This is a genomic window from Curtobacterium sp. VKM Ac-2887 (genome assembly GCF_015350935.1).
Lineage (GTDB): Bacteria > Actinomycetota > Actinomycetes > Actinomycetales > Microbacteriaceae > Curtobacterium.
The window spans coordinates 79746-98473 of sequence record NZ_JADKSB010000010.1 but is presented as its reverse complement, the minus strand read 5'-3'; the positions used below and the strand labels follow the sequence as shown (position 1 = coordinate 98473).

Annotated in this window: 18 protein-coding genes; 9 read left to right on the top strand and 9 right to left on the bottom strand. The window is 70.0% G+C overall.

The features are described from left to right. Positions 1–112 precede the first annotated feature (112 nt). From ITJ69_RS13100 to ITJ69_RS13075, 6 genes are read right to left on the bottom strand one after another with little or no spacing between them, the layout of a single operon-like run. Positions 113–1039: a prenyltransferase gene (locus ITJ69_RS13100; RefSeq protein ID WP_194672963.1), complete on the bottom strand. Its 927-nt coding sequence runs from the start codon at positions 1037–1039 to the stop codon at positions 113–115. Next, positions 1036–1479 carry a lycopene cyclase domain-containing protein gene (locus ITJ69_RS13095; RefSeq protein ID WP_194672962.1) on the bottom strand — a complete coding sequence of 148 codons (444 nt, stop codon included), beginning with the start codon at positions 1477–1479 and terminating at the stop codon, positions 1036–1038. The genes ITJ69_RS13100 and ITJ69_RS13095 overlap by 4 nt, the downstream gene beginning before the upstream one ends. Continuing rightward, entirely contained in the window at positions 1476–1808 is a 333-nt protein-coding gene (locus ITJ69_RS13090) for a lycopene cyclase domain-containing protein (RefSeq protein ID WP_111085416.1), read from the bottom strand. The genes ITJ69_RS13095 and ITJ69_RS13090 overlap by 4 nt, the downstream gene beginning before the upstream one ends. After that, the gene (crtI, locus tag ITJ69_RS13085; protein ID WP_228505598.1) at positions 1808–3448 is read right to left on the bottom strand and encodes a phytoene desaturase family protein; all 1641 of its coding nucleotides are present in this window, start codon (positions 3446–3448) and stop codon (positions 1808–1810) included. The genes ITJ69_RS13090 and crtI overlap by 1 nt, the downstream gene beginning before the upstream one ends. After that, positions 3445–4383 (bottom strand): phytoene/squalene synthase family protein, encoded by a 939-nt coding sequence (locus tag ITJ69_RS13080; RefSeq protein WP_323743103.1) that lies wholly within the window; start codon positions 4381–4383, stop codon positions 3445–3447. Before ITJ69_RS13080 ends, crtI begins: the two co-directional genes overlap by 4 nt. Continuing rightward, the gene (locus ITJ69_RS13075) at positions 4380–5438 is read right to left on the bottom strand and encodes a polyprenyl synthetase family protein (RefSeq protein WP_111085415.1); all 1059 of its coding nucleotides are present in this window, start codon (positions 5436–5438) and stop codon (positions 4380–4382) included. The genes ITJ69_RS13080 and ITJ69_RS13075 overlap by 4 nt, the downstream gene beginning before the upstream one ends. Before the next feature lie 21 nt (positions 5439–5459). Here ITJ69_RS13075 and idi point away from each other — a divergent pair, with 21 nt between their 5' ends. The 6 genes from idi to ITJ69_RS13045 all read left to right on the top strand — a co-directional run bounded on the left by idi (position 5460) and on the right by ITJ69_RS13045 (position 12932). Further along, positions 5460–6002, top strand: coding sequence for an isopentenyl-diphosphate Delta-isomerase (idi, locus tag ITJ69_RS13070; RefSeq protein WP_111085474.1), 543 nt, complete (start codon positions 5460–5462; stop codon positions 6000–6002). A gap of 348 nt (positions 6003–6350) precedes the next feature. Continuing rightward, entirely contained in the window at positions 6351–7415 is a 1065-nt protein-coding gene (locus ITJ69_RS13065) for a magnesium and cobalt transport protein CorA (protein ID WP_194672961.1), read from the top strand. Between the two features lie 161 nt (positions 7416–7576). Then, on the top strand, positions 7577–8596 hold the full coding sequence (locus tag ITJ69_RS13060; RefSeq protein ID WP_123293492.1) for a LacI family DNA-binding transcriptional regulator: 1020 nt from the start codon (positions 7577–7579) through the stop codon (positions 8594–8596). Positions 8597–8963: 367 nt separating this feature from the next. Continuing rightward, the gene (gene mmsA, locus ITJ69_RS13055) at positions 8964–10487 is read left to right on the top strand and encodes a multiple monosaccharide ABC transporter ATP-binding protein (RefSeq protein WP_123293834.1); all 1524 of its coding nucleotides are present in this window, start codon (positions 8964–8966) and stop codon (positions 10485–10487) included. Next, positions 10484–11776, top strand: a complete 1293-nt coding sequence (gene mmsB / locus ITJ69_RS13050; protein WP_123293491.1) for a multiple monosaccharide ABC transporter permease — start codon at positions 10484–10486, stop codon at positions 11774–11776. Before mmsA ends, mmsB begins: the two co-directional genes overlap by 4 nt. Before the next feature lie 52 nt (positions 11777–11828). After that, complete coding sequence (locus tag ITJ69_RS13045) at positions 11829–12932, top strand: sugar-binding protein (RefSeq protein ID WP_123937388.1); 1104 nt, start codon at positions 11829–11831, stop codon at positions 12930–12932. Between the two features lie 163 nt (positions 12933–13095). Here ITJ69_RS13045 and ITJ69_RS13040 read toward each other — a convergent pair whose 3' ends face one another. The 3 genes from ITJ69_RS13040 to dcd form a co-directional block, all read right to left on the bottom strand. Further along, positions 13096–13443 (bottom strand): DUF86 domain-containing protein, encoded by a 348-nt coding sequence (locus ITJ69_RS13040; protein ID WP_323743102.1) that lies wholly within the window; start codon positions 13441–13443, stop codon positions 13096–13098. Then, positions 13440–13955 carry a helix-turn-helix domain-containing protein gene (locus tag ITJ69_RS13035; RefSeq protein ID WP_159570953.1) on the bottom strand — a complete coding sequence of 172 codons (516 nt, stop codon included), beginning with the start codon at positions 13953–13955 and terminating at the stop codon, positions 13440–13442. The genes ITJ69_RS13040 and ITJ69_RS13035 overlap by 4 nt, the downstream gene beginning before the upstream one ends. Before the next feature lie 121 nt (positions 13956–14076). After that, positions 14077–14664, bottom strand: coding sequence for a dCTP deaminase (gene dcd, locus ITJ69_RS13030; RefSeq protein WP_111085408.1), 588 nt, complete (start codon positions 14662–14664; stop codon positions 14077–14079). Positions 14665–14753: 89 nt separating this feature from the next. Here dcd and ITJ69_RS13025 point away from each other — a divergent pair, with 89 nt between their 5' ends. The 3 genes from ITJ69_RS13025 to ITJ69_RS13015 all read left to right on the top strand — a co-directional run bounded on the left by ITJ69_RS13025 (position 14754) and on the right by ITJ69_RS13015 (position 18724). Continuing rightward, positions 14754–15848 (top strand): GNAT family N-acetyltransferase, encoded by a 1095-nt coding sequence (locus ITJ69_RS13025; protein WP_194672959.1) that lies wholly within the window; start codon positions 14754–14756, stop codon positions 15846–15848. Positions 15849–15857: 9 nt separating this feature from the next. Then, positions 15858–16556: a DUF6882 domain-containing protein gene (locus tag ITJ69_RS13020; protein ID WP_194672958.1), complete on the top strand. Its 699-nt coding sequence runs from the start codon at positions 15858–15860 to the stop codon at positions 16554–16556. A gap of 107 nt (positions 16557–16663) precedes the next feature. Further along, positions 16664–18724: a cytochrome c oxidase assembly protein gene (locus ITJ69_RS13015; RefSeq protein WP_194672957.1), complete on the top strand. Its 2061-nt coding sequence runs from the start codon at positions 16664–16666 to the stop codon at positions 18722–18724. The last annotated feature ends 4 nt before the right edge of the window (positions 18725–18728 follow it).

The window sequence follows — 18728 nt, the reverse complement described above, 5'->3', positions numbered from 1 at the left end:
TGCGCGGCGCCGAGGTTCCACGGATCGCGCCGGGCGACGTCGAGATGCCGAGATTTCGGAACCTCGACGGGACGCCGACGGAGCCCGACCGCGACCAGCGCGACCCGGGCGCTCAGTGCGTGAAGGCGTAGGCGATGAGCGCCATCGTCACGATGAACCCCGCCAAGTAGTTGATCCAGAGGAACCGCTTCCACCCGGCGTTCGCGGCCTCGGCGCCCTGGTCCGTGATGTTCCACCACGGCAGCACGTTGAGCGCGTACGGGATCACGACGACGGCGGCGATCGGTCCGGGGAACGCCGAGAAGAGCAGCGCGACGCCGGCGACGAGGTACGCGACGAACGCGAGTCGCACGGTCGCCCGCGCACCGATGACGGTCGCGACGGACCCGATGCCGCCGGCCCGGTCGGCCAGGACGTCCTGCACCGCGCCGAACGCGTGCGAGGCGACCCCCCACAGGAAGAACGCGATGCAGACGGCGACGAGCTGGCCGGTCCAGTGCGGTCCGGCGAGCGCCAGGCCGTAGATCGCGGGCGAGACGAAGTGGGTCGACGAGGTCAGGGAGTCGAGGAACGGCTTCTCCTTGAACCGCAGCCCCGGCGCCGAGTACGCGATGACCGCGAAGACGCTGATCGCGAGGACGAGCCACGACCACGGCCCGTTCCCGCTCACCGCTCCGAGCACGACGAGCGCGACCAGGAACGGCACGTTCGTGACGACGACGGCCCAGAGCGTGGTGCGGTGGACGCTCTTGTCGAGCAGCGCCCCCTCGACGCCGCCCTTGCGCGGGTTGCGCAGGTCGGACTCGTAGTCGAAGACGTCGTTGATGCCGTACATCGCCAGGTTGTAGGGCACCAGGAAGTACACGACGCCGACCAGGAACGCGACGAGCGAGAACCCACCGCCGCCCTCGACGCCGACCCCGCTGCTGAGCAGGTACGCGGCACCGAACGGGTAGGCGGTGTTCACCCAGCTGATCGGGCGTGAGGACACGAACAGGGCGCGCAGGGTCGACGGCCTGGAGGCGGTGCTGGCGTTCACGGGGTGTCCTCCGGTGGTGCGGTGGTCGGGTCGGGCGCGGGGCGCGCGGTGGTCGGGTCGGGCGCGGGGCGCGCGGCGGCCGGGTCGCGCGGGCCCGTCCGGTCGAACAGGACCCACAGGCTCGGCAGCAGCACGATCGCCGCCATCGCGTACGCGAGGTCCTCGACCGGGATCGCCCCGATCTTCGCCCCGCTGATGAGCGAGGGGTCGTAGGCGACGATGCGCAGGGTCACGATGACGTTGTCGAACACGATCGTCATCACGAGCAGCGCGATCCCGGCGACGAGCGACGTGACCAGTGCGACCCGACGCCCGGGCCCCGGTGCGCGTCCCGCCGCTCGTGCACGGCGCGCGGCCACGATGCCGGCGGCGACCGCCACCACCGCCACGACGGCGAAGAACGGCAGAGCCAGGAGGGCGTACGCGCCGGAGCCGGTCACGGGCGCCGCCGTCCGAGTGACCGCTGCACGACGGGCCGGACGAAGCCGACCAGGTCCATCGTCGAGTAGCAGAGCAGCAGCAGGAAGAAGAGCTCCTCGAGCGGGACCTCGGGGGCGAGGAGCACCCCGGTCAGCAGGTGCTGCGGGCCGATGAAGAAGATGCCGTACGCGACCCCGGCGACGTCCCACACCATGAAGAACGCGACCCCGACGACCATCACCGCAGCCGCACGCCAGGGAGCTCGCCAGAAGAACAGCCGGAAGCGGGCGTCGAGCACGGTCATGCCGATCAGCGACACGACCAGGCCGGCGAGGTACAGCCCGGGCATCAGACGGTGCCGGACTGGTTCCGCGGGGTGCCGAGCGGCGTCGGCAGCGGTTCGGTGCTCGTGTCGCCGTGGATCCGCTTGAGCAGGACCTCGGCGCTGATCAGGCACATCGGCAGACCGATGCCCGGGATCGTGGACGCCCCGGCGTAGTACAGGCCCTCGACCTTGGCCGATGCGTTCTTCTCGCGGAAGAACGCACTCTGCTTGAGCGTGTGCGCTGGGCCGAGCATCGACCCGTTCCACGCGTTGAGGTCGTCGGCGAAGTCGCGCGGGCCGATCGTCCGACGGACCCGGATGCGGTCCCGCAGGTCGGGGACGCCCGAGCGCTCGGCGACGACGTCGATGGCGCGGTCGGCGATCTGCTCGACCTCGTAGTCGCCGGCACCGTCGATCCCGCCCTTGCCGATGGACAGGTCGGCGGGCAGGGGCACCAGGATGAAGAGGTTGCTCGAGCCGCGGGGCGCGACGGACGGGTCGGTCTCCGACGGCGCGCAGACGTAGATCGACGCGGGGTCGGGGACGTGCCGGTCCTTGCCGAAGATCGCGCCGAAGTTCGCCTTCCAGTCCTCGGTGAACACCAGGGTGTGGTGCAGCAGGCCGGGCGTCGGTCCGTCGATGCCGAGGTAGACGAGCACCGCGCTCGGTCCGGGGTCGCGGGTCTTCCAGTGCTCAGCACCGTGGGTGCGGTGCTCGCGGTCGAGCAGCTGCATCTCGGTGTGCTGCAGGTCGGCGGCGCTCACGACCAGGTCGGCCGGAGCCGTGTGCTGCACGCCGTCGCGGTCGCGGTGCACGACCCCGGTGGCGACGCCGTCCTCGACGACGATCCGTTCGACCTTCGCACCGGCGATGATCTTCGTGCCCTCGGCACGGGCAACCCGCTCGACCGCGGCGATCACCTCGGTGATGCCGCCCTTCGGGTAGAGCACTCCGTCGGCGAGGTCGAGGTGGCTCATCAGGTGGTACATGCTCGGTGCGGCGTACGGGCTCGTGCCCAGGAAGACCGCGGGGTAGCCCAGGATCTGCCAGAGCCGCCGGTCCTTGACCGCCGAGGCAGCGCGGGACGACAGTGGCTGCAGCAGGAGCCGGGCGAGCTTCGGCAGGCGACGGAGCACGTCGGGGGCGGCGAGCTTCGTGAGGTCCTGGAACGTCGTGTACAGGAACCGGCGGATCGCCATCGCGTAGGTGTCCTCGGCCGAGGCGAGGTACTTCCGGATCCGCTTGCCGGCTCCGGGCTCGACGGACTCGAACAGCGCGATGTTCGCCTCGGCGTCGGCGCGCAGGTCGATCGGTTCGTCGTTGCCCTCGCTGTAGACGCGGTACCCGGGGTCGAGTTTCACGAGGTCGAGTTCGGCGTCGGCCGAGGTGCCGAGCAGCTGGAAGAAGTGGTCGAACACCTCGGGCATGAGGTACCACGACGGCCCGGTGTCGAACCGGAAGCCGTCGCGCTCCCACGAACCGGCACGGCCGCCGAGCTGCGACCGCTGCTCGAGCACGGTCACGGCGAAGCCGTCCCGCGCGAGCAGCGCCGCGGACGCCAGTCCGCTGATGCCGCCGCCGATCACGACGGCGCGTCGGGCGGGCACCTTGCGCCGGGTGGTGGCGGCGACGGCCGTCGGACGGGAGGCGCGGGGCGGGGTCATGACGTGCCTCCTGGCCGACGTGTGGCCACCTTCGACCGCACGGGGGCGCGTCCGGCGAGCACCTGTGCGGCCAGGCGTGCCTTCACCGGGTTCGGGACGCGCACGCGCGTCGTCACCAGGCGCGTCGCCGGCGTGCGGGCGATGCGGTCGTTGAGTTCCTGGAACAGGGCGTGCGCGAGTCCGACGGCGTTCCGGGCGTCGGCCGGCAGCAGCCGGATCGTCCGGGCCGCGTGGTCGAGGTCGGACTGCACGTCGGCAACCAGGCGGTCCTTGGTGGCTTCGTCGAACGACCGGATGTCGACGCCCGGGAAGTACGACCGACCGAGCACCTCGAAGTCGGCGTGCAGGTCACGCAGGAAGTTCACCTTCTGGAACGCGGCGCCGAGCGCACGCGCCCCGGCGACGAGCTCGGCCTGGTCGAAGGTCGGGCGGCCGGCGCGGTACACGAACGCACGCAGGCACATCAGCCCCACGACCTCGGCCGAGCCGTACACGTACGCAGCGAACGAGGCGTCGTCGTGCTCGGTGCGCTCCAGGTCCATCCGCATCGACGCGAAGAACGGCTTGGTGAGCTCCGCGCCGAAGCCCGTGACCCGTGCACTCCGGGCGAACGCGTGCACGACGGGGTTCACCGAGAAACCGAGGGCGATCGCGCGCTCGGTGTCGGCCTCGAGCTCGTCGAGGACCGTCCGTGCCAGGTCGGGGTCGAGCCCCGCCTCGGTCGCGGGACCATCGACGACCTCGTCGGCGACGCGCACCAGCGCGTAGACGTTGCGGATGTGCTCGCGGGTGTCCTTGGCGAGCAACCGGCTCGCCAGGCCGAACGACGTCGAGTAGCGGTCGATGACGACGCTCGACGCTGCCTCGGCCGTGGCGTCGTACAGGGGGAGCCGACCGGACGGCGCACTGCCGGTCCGGGTGGTGTCGGTCGTCACCGGGCGCGCTCCACGAGTTCGGTCACGAGGCCCTCCAGGCGGTCGGCGAGGTCGTACGGCAGTCCGGAGAGCTCGGCACGGGCGAGTGCGACGTGGTCGGCGATCCGGGACTCGGCTGCGGCACGGGCGCCGCAGGTGACCAGGGTCGCACGGAGTTCGGCCGCGCGTTCCTCGGTCAGGTCCGGGTCACCCAGGTAGGGCGCGATGTCCGGCCAGCAGTCCGTCGTGGCCGCGTAGGCGATGAGCATGGTCCGCTTGCCCTCGCGCAGGTCCCCCAGCACGCTCTTGCCGGTGGTCGTCTCGTCGCCGAACACCCCGAGCAGGTCGTCGACGATCTGGTAGGCGATGCCGATCTCGCGGCCGAAGGCGCCGAGCGCGGTGACGACCGTCTCGGGCGCGCCGGCGAGCACGGCACCGGACTGCAGCGGTGCCTCGAACGAGTACACGCTCGTCTTCGCCCGTTCCATCGCCAGGACCTCGTCCACCGTCGGCATCACGCCCAGGGCCAGGTCGACGTCGGTCATCTCACCGGCGGCGCTGGCGAACACGGCTTCGTCGAGCAGTTCGAGCAGACGCCCACGACGCTCGCCCGTCACACCAGAGGACTCGATGAACCGCGGTGCGCCGGAGAGCGCGAGGTCTCCCGCGATCACGGCGGCGCTCATCCCGCGGTGCTCGGCGGTCGGCAGCGGCAGCCCACCGGTGGTGCCGGCGTCGCGGTAGGAGCCCGCGACGTTCGGCTGGCCGCGGCGCGCCCAGTCACGGTCGATGACGTCGTCGTGCACGACCAGCGCGGTGTGCAGGAGTTCGTAGGCCGCGGCGACGTGCGCGGCAGCGTGCACGTCGTCCCCGCCGAGGCCGAGGTACGCGGTCAGGACCATGCGCGGTCGGAAGCGCTTGCCGCCCAGGCTCGCCTTGCGGAGCACCCGCCAGAGTTCCTCGGACGGACGGCCGTAGCGCGCGGCACGAGCCGAGGACACGACGAAGAAGCGCTCGAGACAGTCGTCGACGAGCGCGAGGTCGATGTGCGCCACGGTGGCCGCTTCCTCGCTCATTGGCCTAACCTATCGGTGCAGATGAGCGCTTTCCCGGAAACCGTGGTCCTGCTGGCCGACGACCGTACCCCGATCGGCACAGCGGACAAGTTCACGGTGCACACAGACCACACGCCCCTCCACCTGGCCTTCTCGTGCCACGTCCGCAACACCGACGGGGACGTCCTGGTGACCCGTCGCGCCCTGTCGAAGAAGACGTGGCCCGGTGTCTGGACGAACACGTTCTGCGGGCACCCCGGCCCCGACGAGTCGTTCGAGGACGCCATCGCCCGCCGGGCATCGCGCGAACTCGGCATCACCGTGCGCGACGTCGAGCTCGTGCTGCCGGACTTCCGGTACCGCGCGGTCGACGCCTCGGGCATCGTCGAGAACGAGGTCTGCCCGGTGTTCCGCGCCGTCACCGACGACCTGCCCGCCCCCGCGGACGACGAGGTCGCCGAGTACGCCTGGGTCTCCGAGGACTCGCTGCGGGCCGCCGTCGCCGGTGCGCCGTTCGGCTGGAGCCCCTGGCTGGGCTGGCAGCTGACCGAGCTCGAGGCCGCGGGCCTGCACATCACCCGCTGACCCCGGGCGGCCGCCTGGGCCGGGACTCGGGCTCAGCGACACTCCTCGTGCCCGCGAGCACGAGAACCGTCGTCCAGGCCGAGCCTCGGTCGAGCGCGGCCGAGCGTTTGGCTCCCTCGTGCGTCCGGAGTAGGGTCGGACGTCGGCCACGGTTGTGGCCACGAGGCTGCGCACCGCGGCCGCACGACCAGGAGAAGGGCAGGTGAGGCGCGATGTCGGGTGACCATCCTCGCGCGGGCCGGCAGCCCCTCCCCCTCGCCGCCGCGCCCGTGTCCTAGATCTCCTCCGCCCGCTGCGGCCCGCCCGCGGCATCGCGCCTGCCTGCTCCCGACCACGAGGAGCACGCGCATGGCAATGATCGACAACGCGATCTACGTCGAAGGACGTCGCATCGAGTCTCCGTCGACCCTGTCGCTCGGCGCACGCCACGAGGTCGCACGGTGCGACCTGGCGTGGATCGGACTCCTCCGCCCGGACCCGAAGGAACTCGACGCCGTCGCGACCGAGTTCGACCTGCACGAGAACGCGGTGGAGGACGCCCGCAAGGGGCACCAGCGCGCGAAGCTCGAGCGGTACGGCGACACGCTCTTCCTGGTGCTCCGTCCGGCCTGGTTCGACCGCGCCGCGGGCACGGTCGAGTTCGGCGAGGTGCACCTGTTCGTCGGCGACCGGTTCGTGGTGAGCGTCCGGCACGCCGAGCGCCCCGACCTCGCGGCGCTCCGTGCCCAGGTCGAGGCCGACCCCGAGTTCCTGGCGCTGGGCTCCGAGGCCGTGACCGCCGCGGTGCTCGACGAGGTCGTGGACGGCTACGCCCCGGTGGTCGAGGTGCTGCAGGACGGCATCGACGCCATCGAGGACCAGCTCTTCGCCGGGCAGGTCGACCCCGGTGTCTCGAAGCGCATCTACCAGCTGCTCAGCGAGGTGCTGTCCTTCCAGCGCGCCACGAAGCCGGTGCCCGCGATGGTGAAGGGCCTGCTCCGCGGGGCCGACAAGTACGGCGTCGACGACGAGGTGCAGCACCGACTGCGCAACGTGCTCGACCACGCCCTGCGCGTGACGGAGCGGGTGGACTCGTTCCGGTCCCTGCTCGAGAACGCCCTGACACTGCACGCGACCCTGGTGTCGCAGGAGCAGAACGAGGCGATGCGGCGGATGACCAGCGCGAGCCTGGCGCAGGGCGAGGAGAGCCGGCAGCTCGCCCGCGCCGCGCACCGTCAGGGCGAGGAGGTCAAGAAGATCTCGTCGTGGGCGGCGATCCTGTTCGCCCCCGGGCTGATCGCCGGTGTCTACGGGATGAACTTCGACCACATGCCCGAGCTGCACTGGCGGTACGGCTACCCGGTCGCGATCCTCGGCATGCTCGCCCTGATGGGTGTGCTGTGGGCGATCTTCCGCAAGCGCAACTGGCTCTGACGCGCCGCGAGGGCGCAGCGAGGCTATGGCCCGGCACGCCGCCGGGCCGCAGCCTCGAGGACGTTCAGGTGGCGTCGATCCGCCGGACGTGCATAATGATCTGGCCCGGAATGTGAACGTGCACATCGACGTGCCACGGCCCCGGGCGGAAACGAGCAGCAATGGCGTCATCGCGGGCACAGCAACCGCGTTCGCCCAGCATCCGTGACGTCGCACGGATCGCGGGCGTCTCCCACCAGACCGTGTCGCGGGTGCTGAACAACTCCGACGCCATCCGCGACGCCACACGCGACAAGGTGCTGGCGGCGATGGAGCAGCTGCAGTACCGGCCGAACCGTGCGGCGCGGGCCCTCGTCACGAGCCGGACCCACACGATCGGCGTCCTGACCGCCCGGCGCGCCCACTACGGCCCGGCGGTCGCACTGCAGGCGATCGAGGACGCGGCGATGCTGCGCGGGTACTCGGTGACGACGGCGAACATCGCCGAGGCGACCGACACCGCCGTGCGTGAGGGGCTCGGGCACCTGCTCGACCTGGACGTCGAGGGCATCGTCGTCATCGCACCCCAGCAGCGGGTGTTCGACCTGATCGAGGAACTCGGCATCCGCACGCCGTACGTGACGATGCGGGCCAGTGTCGGCGAGGACCCGACGGCCCTGTGGGTCGACCAGATGGAGGGCGCGCGGCTCGCTACCGAGCACCTGCTCGACCTGGGTCACGAGTACATCCGGCACATCGCCGGCCCGCAGGACTGGATCGAGGCGGACGCCCGCATGCAGGGCTTCCTGCGCGCCATGTCGGACCGCGACATGTCCGTCGTCCCACCGATCCTGGGCGACTGGACGGCGGACTTCGGCTACCACGCCGGCCGAGAACTCCTGCGGTGGCGGGACTGCACGGCGGTGTTCTGCTCGAACGACCAGATGGCCCTGGGCGTCATGCACGCGGCGCGCTCCTACGGGCTCGACGTGCCGGGCGACCTGTCGGTGGTCGGCTACGACGACATCCCCGAGGCGAAGCACTTCTGGCCGCCGCTCACCACGGTGCAGGTCGACTTCGCCGAACTCGGGCGACGCTGCGTCGACCTGCTCCTGCCCGGCGACGACGAGCTCCTGCGACCGATCGACATCGTCCCGCAGCTCGTCGTGCGCGCGTCCACGGGAGCCCCGCGCGGTCGTTGACGCGACCACCGTCGATCCGCAGGACGCGGGTCGGACCGGCACCGTGCCTCCCGTCCGGGGGACGTTCGTGCGGGATCACGCAGGCCGTTACGAAAACGCGACCAATCCGAATTGACAGCCGCACCGGGGCTGTGCGTAAATTACCTCCGTCCAGCCGATGTGACCGTTCACATGAGCGTCACACCAGCGGGGCACCGGACGCGACAACGAAGTCCACGCAGGCCACCTGCGCCCATTCGCTGCCGCAGCAGAACCACCCGAACAACTGCCGCATCGCAGCGGCAGAAGGAGATGCACTGTGGCGTCAACCCCGATCGACACCGGCCTCGAGACCCGGTCGATCACCGCACCCGAGACCATCCTCGAGATGCGCTCGATCACCAAGGAGTTCCCTGGTGTCAAGGCGCTCTCCGAGGTGTCCCTCAACGTCCGCGCCGGCGAGATCCACGCGATCTGCGGCGAGAACGGCGCCGGCAAGTCGACCCTGATGAAGGTCCTGTCGGGCGTCTACCCCTACGGCACCTACGACGGCGAGATCGTCTACGAGGGCGAAGAGGTCCGCTTCAAGGACATCAAGCAGTCCGAGCAGGCCGGCATCGTTATCATCCACCAGGAGCTCGCGCTGATCCCGGAGCTCTCGATCACCGAGAACCTGTTCCTCGGCAACGAGCCCGGCAAGTTCGGCGTGATCGACTGGACGAGCGCCCAGCTCCGCGCGCAGGACCTGCTCGCCCGCGTCGGCCTGGCCGACGACCCGGACACCCAGATCAAGAACATCGGTGTCGGCAAGCAGCAGCTGGTCGAGATCGCGAAGGCCCTGCACAAGGACGTCAAGCTCCTCATCCTCGACGAGCCGACCGCGGCCCTGAACGAGAACGACTCGCAGCACCTGCTCGACCTGATCGTCGGGCTGAAGGCCAAGGGCATCTCGAGCATCATCATCAGCCACAAGCTCAACGAGATCGAGCAGATCGCCGACGAGATCACGATCATCCGTGACGGCAAGACCATCGAGACGCTGAACGTCAAGGGCGACGGCGTCAACGAGGACCGCATCATCCGCGGCATGGTCGGCCGGTCGCTCGAGAGCCGGTTCCCGGACCGCACCCCGAAGATCGGCGAGACCTTCTTCGAGGTCCGCGACTGGACCGTGCAGCACCCGCTCGACGCCAGCCGCCTGGTCTGCAAGGGCTCGAACTTCCACGTCAAGCGTGGCGAGATCGTCGGCTTCGCGGGTCTGATGGGCGCCGGCCGCACCGAGCTCGCGATGAGCCTGTTCGGTCGCTCCTACGGCACCTGGCTCGGTGGCGAGATCATCAAGGACGGCCACGAGATCAAGGTCACGAACGTCCAGCAGGCGATCCAGAACGGCATGGGCTACGTCTCCGAGGACCGCAAGGCCCTCGGCCTCAACCTGCTCGACACCGTCAAGCGGTCCACCGTCTCCGCGGACCTGCAGAAGATCTCGAAGGGCGGCGTCGTCGACTCCATCGAGGAGTACGACGTCGCCGAGAAGTACCGGAAGATGCTCCGCACCAAGGTGCCGAGCGTCGAGGAGAACGTCGGGAAGCTCTCCGGCGGGAACCAGCAGAAGGTCGTCCTGTCCAAGTGGATGTTCACCGACCCGGACATCCTGATCCTCGACGAACCGACCCGTGGCATCGACGTGGGCGCGAAGTTCGAGATCTACGGCATCATCCAGCAGCTCGCAGCACAGGGGAAGGGCATCATCCTGATCTCCTCCGAGCTCCCCGAACTCCTCGGCCTCTCCGATCGCATCTACACGATCTTCGAGGGCCAGATCACGGCCGACGTCCCCGCGGACCAGGCCGATCCAGAAACGCTCATGCGCAGCATGACCTCCGCGCGGAAGGGCGCTCCCGTCTCATGAACAACCTGAAACTGCTCTTCGGCAAGGGCAACTCGATCGGCCAGTACGGCATGATCATCGCCCTCGTCGCGATCGTCATCTTCTTCTGGTTCACCACGGACGGGCTCATCCTCGAGCCCACCAACGTGATCAACCTGTTCCTGCAGTACTCCTACATCCTCATCCTCGCGCTGGGGATGGTCATGGTGATCATCGCGGGCCACATCGACCTGTCGGTCGGTTCGGTGGCGGCGTTCGTCGGCATCATCGTCGCCCAGTCGATGTCCGTCTGGCACTTCCCGGTCTGGCTGGCGATCGTGCTCGGCCTGGTCGTCGGCGCGCTCGTCGGTGCCTGGCAGGGTTTCTGGGTGGCGTTCGTGAAGGTCCCGGCCTTCATCGTGACCCTGGCCGGCCAGCTCATCTTCCGCGGTGCGAACCAGATCATCGGTGCGTCCACCTCGGTCCCGACGCCGGACGGCTACAACACCATCGGCTCCGGCTTCCTCGGTGACTTCGGCCCCGACTTCGGGTTCTCGAACGGCACGCTGCTGATCGGCGCGGTGACCATCGCCGTCCTGATCATCGTCGAGGTCCGCGGTCGTGCCCGTCGCCGCAAGATGCAGGCCGAGGTCCCGCCGCTGTGGGTCTCCGTCGTCCGCACCGGCATCCTGGTCGCCGTCACCCTCGTCGCCACGTACCTGTTCGGCGCTGGCCCGGTCGGCACGTCGATCCCGATCGTCGCGATCATCCTCGGTGTCCTGACCATCGTCTACGGCTTCATCACGAAGAACACGATCTTCGGTCGCCAGGTCTACGCGGTCGGTGGCAACTCCAGCGCCGCCGTCCTGTCCGGCGTCAGCGCCCGCAAGGTGAACTTCTTCGTCATGGCGAACATGTCGGTCCTCGCCGCGATCGCCGGCATGGTGTTCGTCGGCTACTCGAACGCCTCGGGCCCCGCGGACGGCACCGGCTGGGAGCTCGACGCGATCGCCGCCGTGTTCGTCGGTGGCGCAGCGGTCGCCGGTGGCATCGGCACCATCTCCGGCTCCATCATCGGTGGCCTCGTGATGGCGCTGCTGTCGAACGGTCTGCAGCTGATGGGCATCGAGTCCAACAAGGTCCAGATCATCCGTGGTCTCGTGCTCCTCATCGCCGTCGCCTTCGACGTCTACTCGAAGTCGCAGGGCCGCCCGTCGCTCATCGGCGGCATGATGCGGCAGTTCCAGCGCAAGGACGCAGCCGAGGTCCCCGCGGCCCAGCAGCAGCCGCGCTCGATCGAGGACCAGCCCGACAAGATCACCCTCCCCTAGTCCAACCCTTCCCCTCACAGCACCACCACCTCAACGAAGAGAAAGCACTCTCATGCGCAAGAAGCTCATCGCCGGCATCGGTCTGGCACTCGTCGCGGGCCTGGCCCTCAGCGGCTGCTCGGCTCGTGGCACCTCCGACTCGGGCGACGGCTCCGGCTCGTCCATCAAGAAGGGCGACCTCATCGGCGTCGCCCTGCCGGCCAAGACCTCGCAGAACTGGGTGCTCGCGGGCGCCGCGTTCAAGAAGTCGATCGAGGACGCCGGCTTCAAGGCCGACATCCAGTACGCCAACGCCGGCAACCCGGTCCCCGACCAGCAGTCGCAGATCTCGGGCATGGTCACCAAGGGTGCGAAGGCGATCATCATCGGCGCTGCCGACGGTTCGCAGCTCGGCTCGCAGGTCAAGGCCGCCAAGGCCCAGGGCACGACCGTCATCGCCTGGGACCGCAACATCCTGAACACGAAGAACGTCGACTACTACGTCGCGTTCAACAACTTCAAGGTCGGCCAGCTGCAGGCCCAGGCACTGCTCAAGGGCCTCGAGGAGAAGAAGGGCGACGGACCGTACAACGTCGAGCTCTTCGCCGGTTCGCCGGACGACGCCAACGCCACCGTGTTCTTCAACGGTGCGATGGACGTCCTGCAGCCGAAGATCGACGACGGCACGCTCAAGGTCGTCTCGGGTCAGACCACGTTCGCCAAGGTGAACACGCAGGGCTGGCTCGCGCAGAAGGCCCAGTCGCGCATGACCGACCTGCTGGCCCAGTACTACACGGGTGACACCAAGCTCGACGGCGTCCTGTCGCCGAACGACACCCTCGCCCGTGCGATCCTCACCGCGACCAAGGCCGCCGGCAAGGACAACCCCGTCGTGACCGGGCAGGACTCGGAGACCGCTTCGATCCCGCTCATCATGAAGGGCACGCAGTACTCGACGATCTACAAGAACACCACCGAAGAGGCCCAGGCGGCCATCGACCTGGTGTCCGACCTCGCCGACGGCAAGACCCCGAAGACGACCAAGGACAAGAACAACGACAACGGTTCGAAGGTCGTCCCGGCCGTCGAGCTGACGCCGATCCTGGTCACGAAGGACAACGCGGTCGAGGCCTACAAGGGCAACGACACCCTCGAGGAGCTCGCCAAGAAGGGCTGATCTCCCCTGCTCACACGGACGGCCCCGTCTCGCTTCGGCGAGACGGGGCCGTCTTGCGTCGTCGTGGGGCCGGCCACGGTCGGACGGGAGGCCCGGGGCACGTCGTGATCCGTGCCTCCCGTCCGCCGTGCACGCACGTCCGGTGCCCGCGCGACCCGCCGGGTCAGGGCCGGGTCGCGCGCAACCGCCGCGCCGCGTCGGCCAGGTGCGGCACGTCGGTGTGGGCCGTGCCGAACACCACCGCGCGGGTGGTGTCGAAGTAGCGCCGGGTCAGCCGGTCGCCGAGGTCGGACACCCGCGACCACGGGATGTCCGGTTCGCTCGCGGTGACGGTGCTCGGCAGGACACGGACCGCCTCGCCGATCTCGACCAGCCGCATCCGGACGGCGTCGTGCACCAGGTCCTCGGGCAGCCGCTCGTCGCCGACGTACCGGCCGATGGCCTCGCACGCGCCGATGACGTCGTCGAGTCGATCGCCGACCAGCCGGGGGGTCACCGGTTGCGGGCTCACAGCGGCACCGCGCGTCGGACGACCTCGGGGCTCATGCCGGCGGCGTCCACGACGTCGACGCGCACACCGAGCAGTCGCTCGGCGCCGTCCTGGATGCGCATGAGCGCGAAGATGCCGAGCCCGGCGTCGACGTCGATCATCAGGTCGACGTCGCTGCCCGGGCCGTCCTCCCCGCGGGCGACGCTGCCGAACAACCGTGGGTTGCGGCCGCCGAACCGCTCCACGACGGCGACGAGGTCGTGCCGTGCTGCGGCGACGCGTTCGCGCAGCGGCGGTGGGTCCTCGACCGGTAGCAGGTCGATCGACGTGGTGAAGCCCGCGGCCCGGAGCATGCGCTGGAGTGCGGCGAGCGAGGGTTCGCGTCGGCCGTTCTCGTACGTGCTGATGACACTCTGCGTGACACCGGCCCGCCGGGCGAGCTGCACCTGCGTCAGTTCGGCGCGGTCACGGGCGTCACGGATGAGCGCGGCCGCCGACACCGTCGGCATCGGACGTGGAGGGACTGCGGACATGCTGCAACGATACACAGCATGCGACATTTCGTCCGCTGGATGACGTGGCGGTGTCGACTCGGAACGACGTCATCGAAGTCGCACGACGTCGATGACGTCGTTCCGGGTCGGTGGACCGCGGTCAGGGGCGCGCTGAGACGTCCGCGCGGTGGAAGTTCTGCGCCGAGCGGGACGGGGTCGGCCCGCGCTGGCCCTGGTACCGCGACTGGTACTCGGCCGAGCCGTACGGCTTGTCGGCGGGACTGGACAGCTGGAAGAAGCACAGCTGCCCGATCTTCATGCCGGGCCAGAGCTTGATCGGCAGCGTCGCGACGTTCGACAGCTCGAGCGTCACGTGGCCGGAGAACCCGGGGTCGATGAACCCCGCGGTCGAGTGGGTCAGCAGGCCGAGGCGTCCGAGCGAGCTCTTGCCCTCGAGCCGTGCGGCGATGTCGTCGGGCAACGTGACGACCTCGTACGTCGAGCCGAGCACGAACTCGCCGGGGTGCAGCACGAACGCCTCGTCCGGGTCGGTCTCGACCAGCCGGGTCAGGTCGGGCTGGTCGACCGCCGGGTCGATGTGCGGGTACTTGTGGTTGTCGAACAGCCGGAAGAACTTGTCGAGCCGGACGTCGATGCTCGACGGCTGGACGAGCGAGGCGTCGTGGGGGTCGAGACCGATCCGGCCCTCGGCGAGCTGGGCGGTGATGTCGCGATCGGAGAGCAGCACGCCGTGCAGCCTAGCGGCAGCGGACCCCCGCCGATATGCTGCGAGGCTGTCCGGAGCCGGGCGGCGTCGCACCGCCGGGAGGAACCGACATGACCGCGTACACCGTCCACGAACTCGTGGTCCCCGCCACGATGGACGACGACCCGGGGACCGTGCAGGCGTTCCGCGAGTGGCTCGCCGTGTCCGACGCCGCCGAGGTCGCGGTGCACGGGCTCCGTGAACTCGTGTGGGTACCGGACGAGTACCTGCCGATGTGCCACGAGCCAGGAGCTCCGAGCCGCCTGTTCGCGGTGCGCGACGAGACCGGCGCGACGGTCGCCGCCGGGTCGTACGACACCAAGCAGGAACCGGGCACGAGCAACTGCTGGCTGGCCGTCGGTGTCGCGCCCGAGCACCTGCGTCGCGGGGTCGGGACACTCCTCGCCGACCACCTCGAGGGCATCGCCCGAGCCGAGGGACGCACGCAGTGCAAGACGTACGCCGTGTCCCGCCAGGTGGGTTCGGCGTCCGGGCCCGGGTACGTGCAGGCGCCGACGGGATTCGGTGCCGTGCCCGAGGACGAAGCGGGGGTCCGGTTCCTGACCGGCCGCGGCTGGCGGTTCGGGCAGGTGAACCGGATCAGCCGGCTGCCACTGCCCACCGACCACTCCGTCGTGCGCGAGCTGCACGACCGGGCGTCGGCCGCTGCCGGACCGGACTACGCGGTGCACGCCTGGACGGGCCGGACCCCCGACGAGTGGCTCGAGGGCATCGCGCTGCTCGAGACCCGGATGAGCACCGATGCGCCGTCCGGCGACATGGACGAACCCGAGGACGTCTGGACCCCCGAACGGCTGCGCGCTCACGAGGACGAGCTCGCCCGGGCACCGCGCACTATGCTCACCGTCGCGGTCGAGCACGTCCCGAGCGGCATCCTGGCCGGCTTCACGCAGGTGGCGGTGCCGGACGATCCCGCGCGCGCTGCGATGCAGTGGGACACCCTCGTGCTGCGTGAGCACCGCGGCCACCGGCTCGGGTGGCTGCTCAAGGTGGTCGGGATCGAGACGATCGAGCGCGACCACCCGGGGCACCCCTCGATCATCACGTTCAACGCCGAGGAGAACCGCCCGATGCTCGACGTGAACGAGGCCGTCGGGTTCGTGGGCGTCGGCAGCGAGGGGATCTGGGAACACCGCCCGGCGTAGGGTTCCCCCATGGCGCGCTCACGGGGGATGGACGATCTGGTCAGCGACGGGGTCTTCCTGGCCTGGGAGGCGCAGCTGCAGCTCGCAGACTTGTACGACGACCACGAACGCTGGAACGTCGACCTCGCCGCCGGCACCCTGCAGTTCGTCGGGCCGCACCCGGGCGAGTTCCGGATCCAGCTCCTGGGGTCGGCCGCACCGGGGCCGCGCAGCTGGCTCTGGGGCTGGGCGAACCCGTCGCAGTACCCCGCGTCGGTGCTCGCCGCCGCGAACGCCACCCGCGCGCTGGGCGAACGGCTCGGCATCCCGGAACTCGTGCAGGGCGAGGTCCCGTTCGGCGAGCACCGGCAGGCCGACGCCGCAGACGCCGGGTACGAGTTCGCGTGGGACATGTCGATCGCGGCACGGCTGGCGACGGGTTCGTGGTTCGGCTTCGGCGGGCACGTCGGCGGAGGTGCCCGCCTGTGGGTGCTGTTCGAGGGTCTGCTGTTCGCGCCACCGACGGTCCCTCGGATGGTCCGGGTCTTCGGTGAGGGCCTGCAGACGACCGAGGTGCACGACCACCGCCGCGCTGTGGGGAGCTGGGCGTCGCTCCGCGGTGTCCCCTGGGACGGGCGCACGCTGACGTTGGCGGACGGGACCATCACGGTCGACTTCGACGAGCTGGGCCGGATCCGCGACCTGCAGGGGTCGTCGGCGCGAGCCTGAGGCGGGCCGCAGCGCGCGCTGCGGACTGACACCGCGCCTCCAGACCGACCCGCCTACCATGGAGGGTCCGCGGTCTCGCGGACGCACGCGTCCCTGGAACAAGGTTGATGACCGTCACGTCCCCCGCAACCCAGCCTGGAGGCCCGGCGCCGGAATCCGCGCCCGTCACCGCGCGCACGTCCACCGTCGCGACCGTGCTGGTCGTCGCCATCCCGCTCGCGGTCGCGTGCTCGATCCTCGGCCTGACGATCACCGGAGCGTTCACCGCGAACCAGCAGCTGGTGTCCGCCGGCGACGTGGTCGAGTACGGCCTGCCGATCGCCCGCGTGGTGCACGACACCATGGCGGCGCTGACCGTCGGCCTGCTCATCGTCGCCGCGTTCGCGCTGCCGGCGCAGAAGAAGGACCACCGGGCACTCTCGAGCGTGCAGCACCGTGCCACGCGCTGGGCGGCGGCGACCGGATCGATCTGGTTCCTCGCCGCGGCCGTCACCGTCGTGCTGACCGGCGCCAACACCCTCGGCGTCCCGCTCACCAGCCCGGTGTTCGCCCGCAACTTCATGCTGTTCGCGTTCCAGGTCGAGATCGGCCAGGCGCTCGTGGTCTCCGCGGCGGCGATCCTCATCGCGACCGTGCTCGCCGCGTTCGCCACCCGGGTCACGACGCTCGCCGTCGCCACCGTGTTCGGCCTCTTCGCCCTGCTCCCCCTGGCACTGTCCGGCCACGCCGCCGGCTCGCTCGAGCACGCCAACGCCGTGAACTCCCTCGCGATCCACCTGATCGGGGTGTGCGTCTGGGCCGGCGGGCTCGTCGCCGTCGTGCTGCTGCGCACCCGCACGAAGGGCGCGACCGGTCGGGTGGTCTCCCGCTACTCCACGCTGGCCGGGTGGTCGTTCGGCGCCGTCGCGTTCTCCGGCATCGTCAACGCCTCCCTGCGGCTGACCGGTCCGCTCGACCTCGTCACCACCCCGTACGGCGCACTCATCACGGTCAAGGCCGTCATCCTGGTGCTGCTCGGTGTCGCCGGCGTCGTGCAGCGCCGCAAGCTGGTGCCCGGGCTGCTCCGCGCGCCGCTCGACCGCCGTCGGTTCACCCGGTTCGCGCTCGCCGAGATCGTGTTCATGGCCGTGGCGATCGGCGTCTCGGTGGCCGTGTCCCGCTCGCAGCCGCCGATCCCGCAGACGCCCGAGACCGGTGAGGACACCCGCTCCGGCCTGATCGGGTTCCCGTTCCCGCCGGCCCAGACGATGCACACGTACCTGACGCAGTGGCACATCGACTGGGTGTGGCTCGGGCTCGCCGTCGTCGGTGCCGTCTGGTACCTGCTCGCCGTGCGGAAGCTCCGGAAGCGCGGCGACAAGTGGCCCGTCGGGCGCACCATCGCGTGGGTCATCGGCTGCGCCCTGTTCATCTGGACCACGTCGGCCGGACCGGCCGTGTACGGCATGATCCACTTCTCGTCGCACATGGTCCAGCACATGCTGCTCATGATGTTCGTGCCGCTGCCGCTCGTGCTCGGCGGTCCGGTGCTGCTCGCCATGCGCACCCTGCCGGTCCGCAACGACGGTTCCCGCGGGGCCCGCGAGTGGCTCATGCTCTTCGTGCACTCGCGGTACATGCAGTTCATGGGGAAGCCCGCCGTCGCTGGTGTGATCTTCGCCGGGTCGCTCGTGGTGTTCTACTTCACGCCGGCGTACCAGGCGGCGATGCAGTCGCACGAGTGGCACGTCGCGATGGTCGTCCACTTCGTGCTGAGCGGCTACCTGTTCTTCTGGGTGTTCGTCGGCGTCGACCCGGGGCCGAAGCGCCCGCCGTACCCGATCCTGATCATCGCGCTGCTGGCCACCCTGGCCTTCCACGCGTTCTTCGGCGTCGCCGTGATGACCTCGCAGTCGGTGTTCGCGATCGACTGGTTCCACGCTCTCGGGCAGACGAACGACGCCGCCCTGCTCGACGACCAGCACACCGGCGGCGGGATCGCCTGGGGTGCCTCCGAGCTGCCGATGGTCTTCGTCGCGCTGCTCGTGGTGCGGAACTGGATCCGCACGGACAAGCGCGACGCGAAGCGGCTCGACCGCAAGGCCGAACGCGACGGTGACGCCGACCTGAAGGCGTACAACGAACGCCTGGCGGCGATCAACGCGACCGACACCGCGCGCAGCGACTGACGCG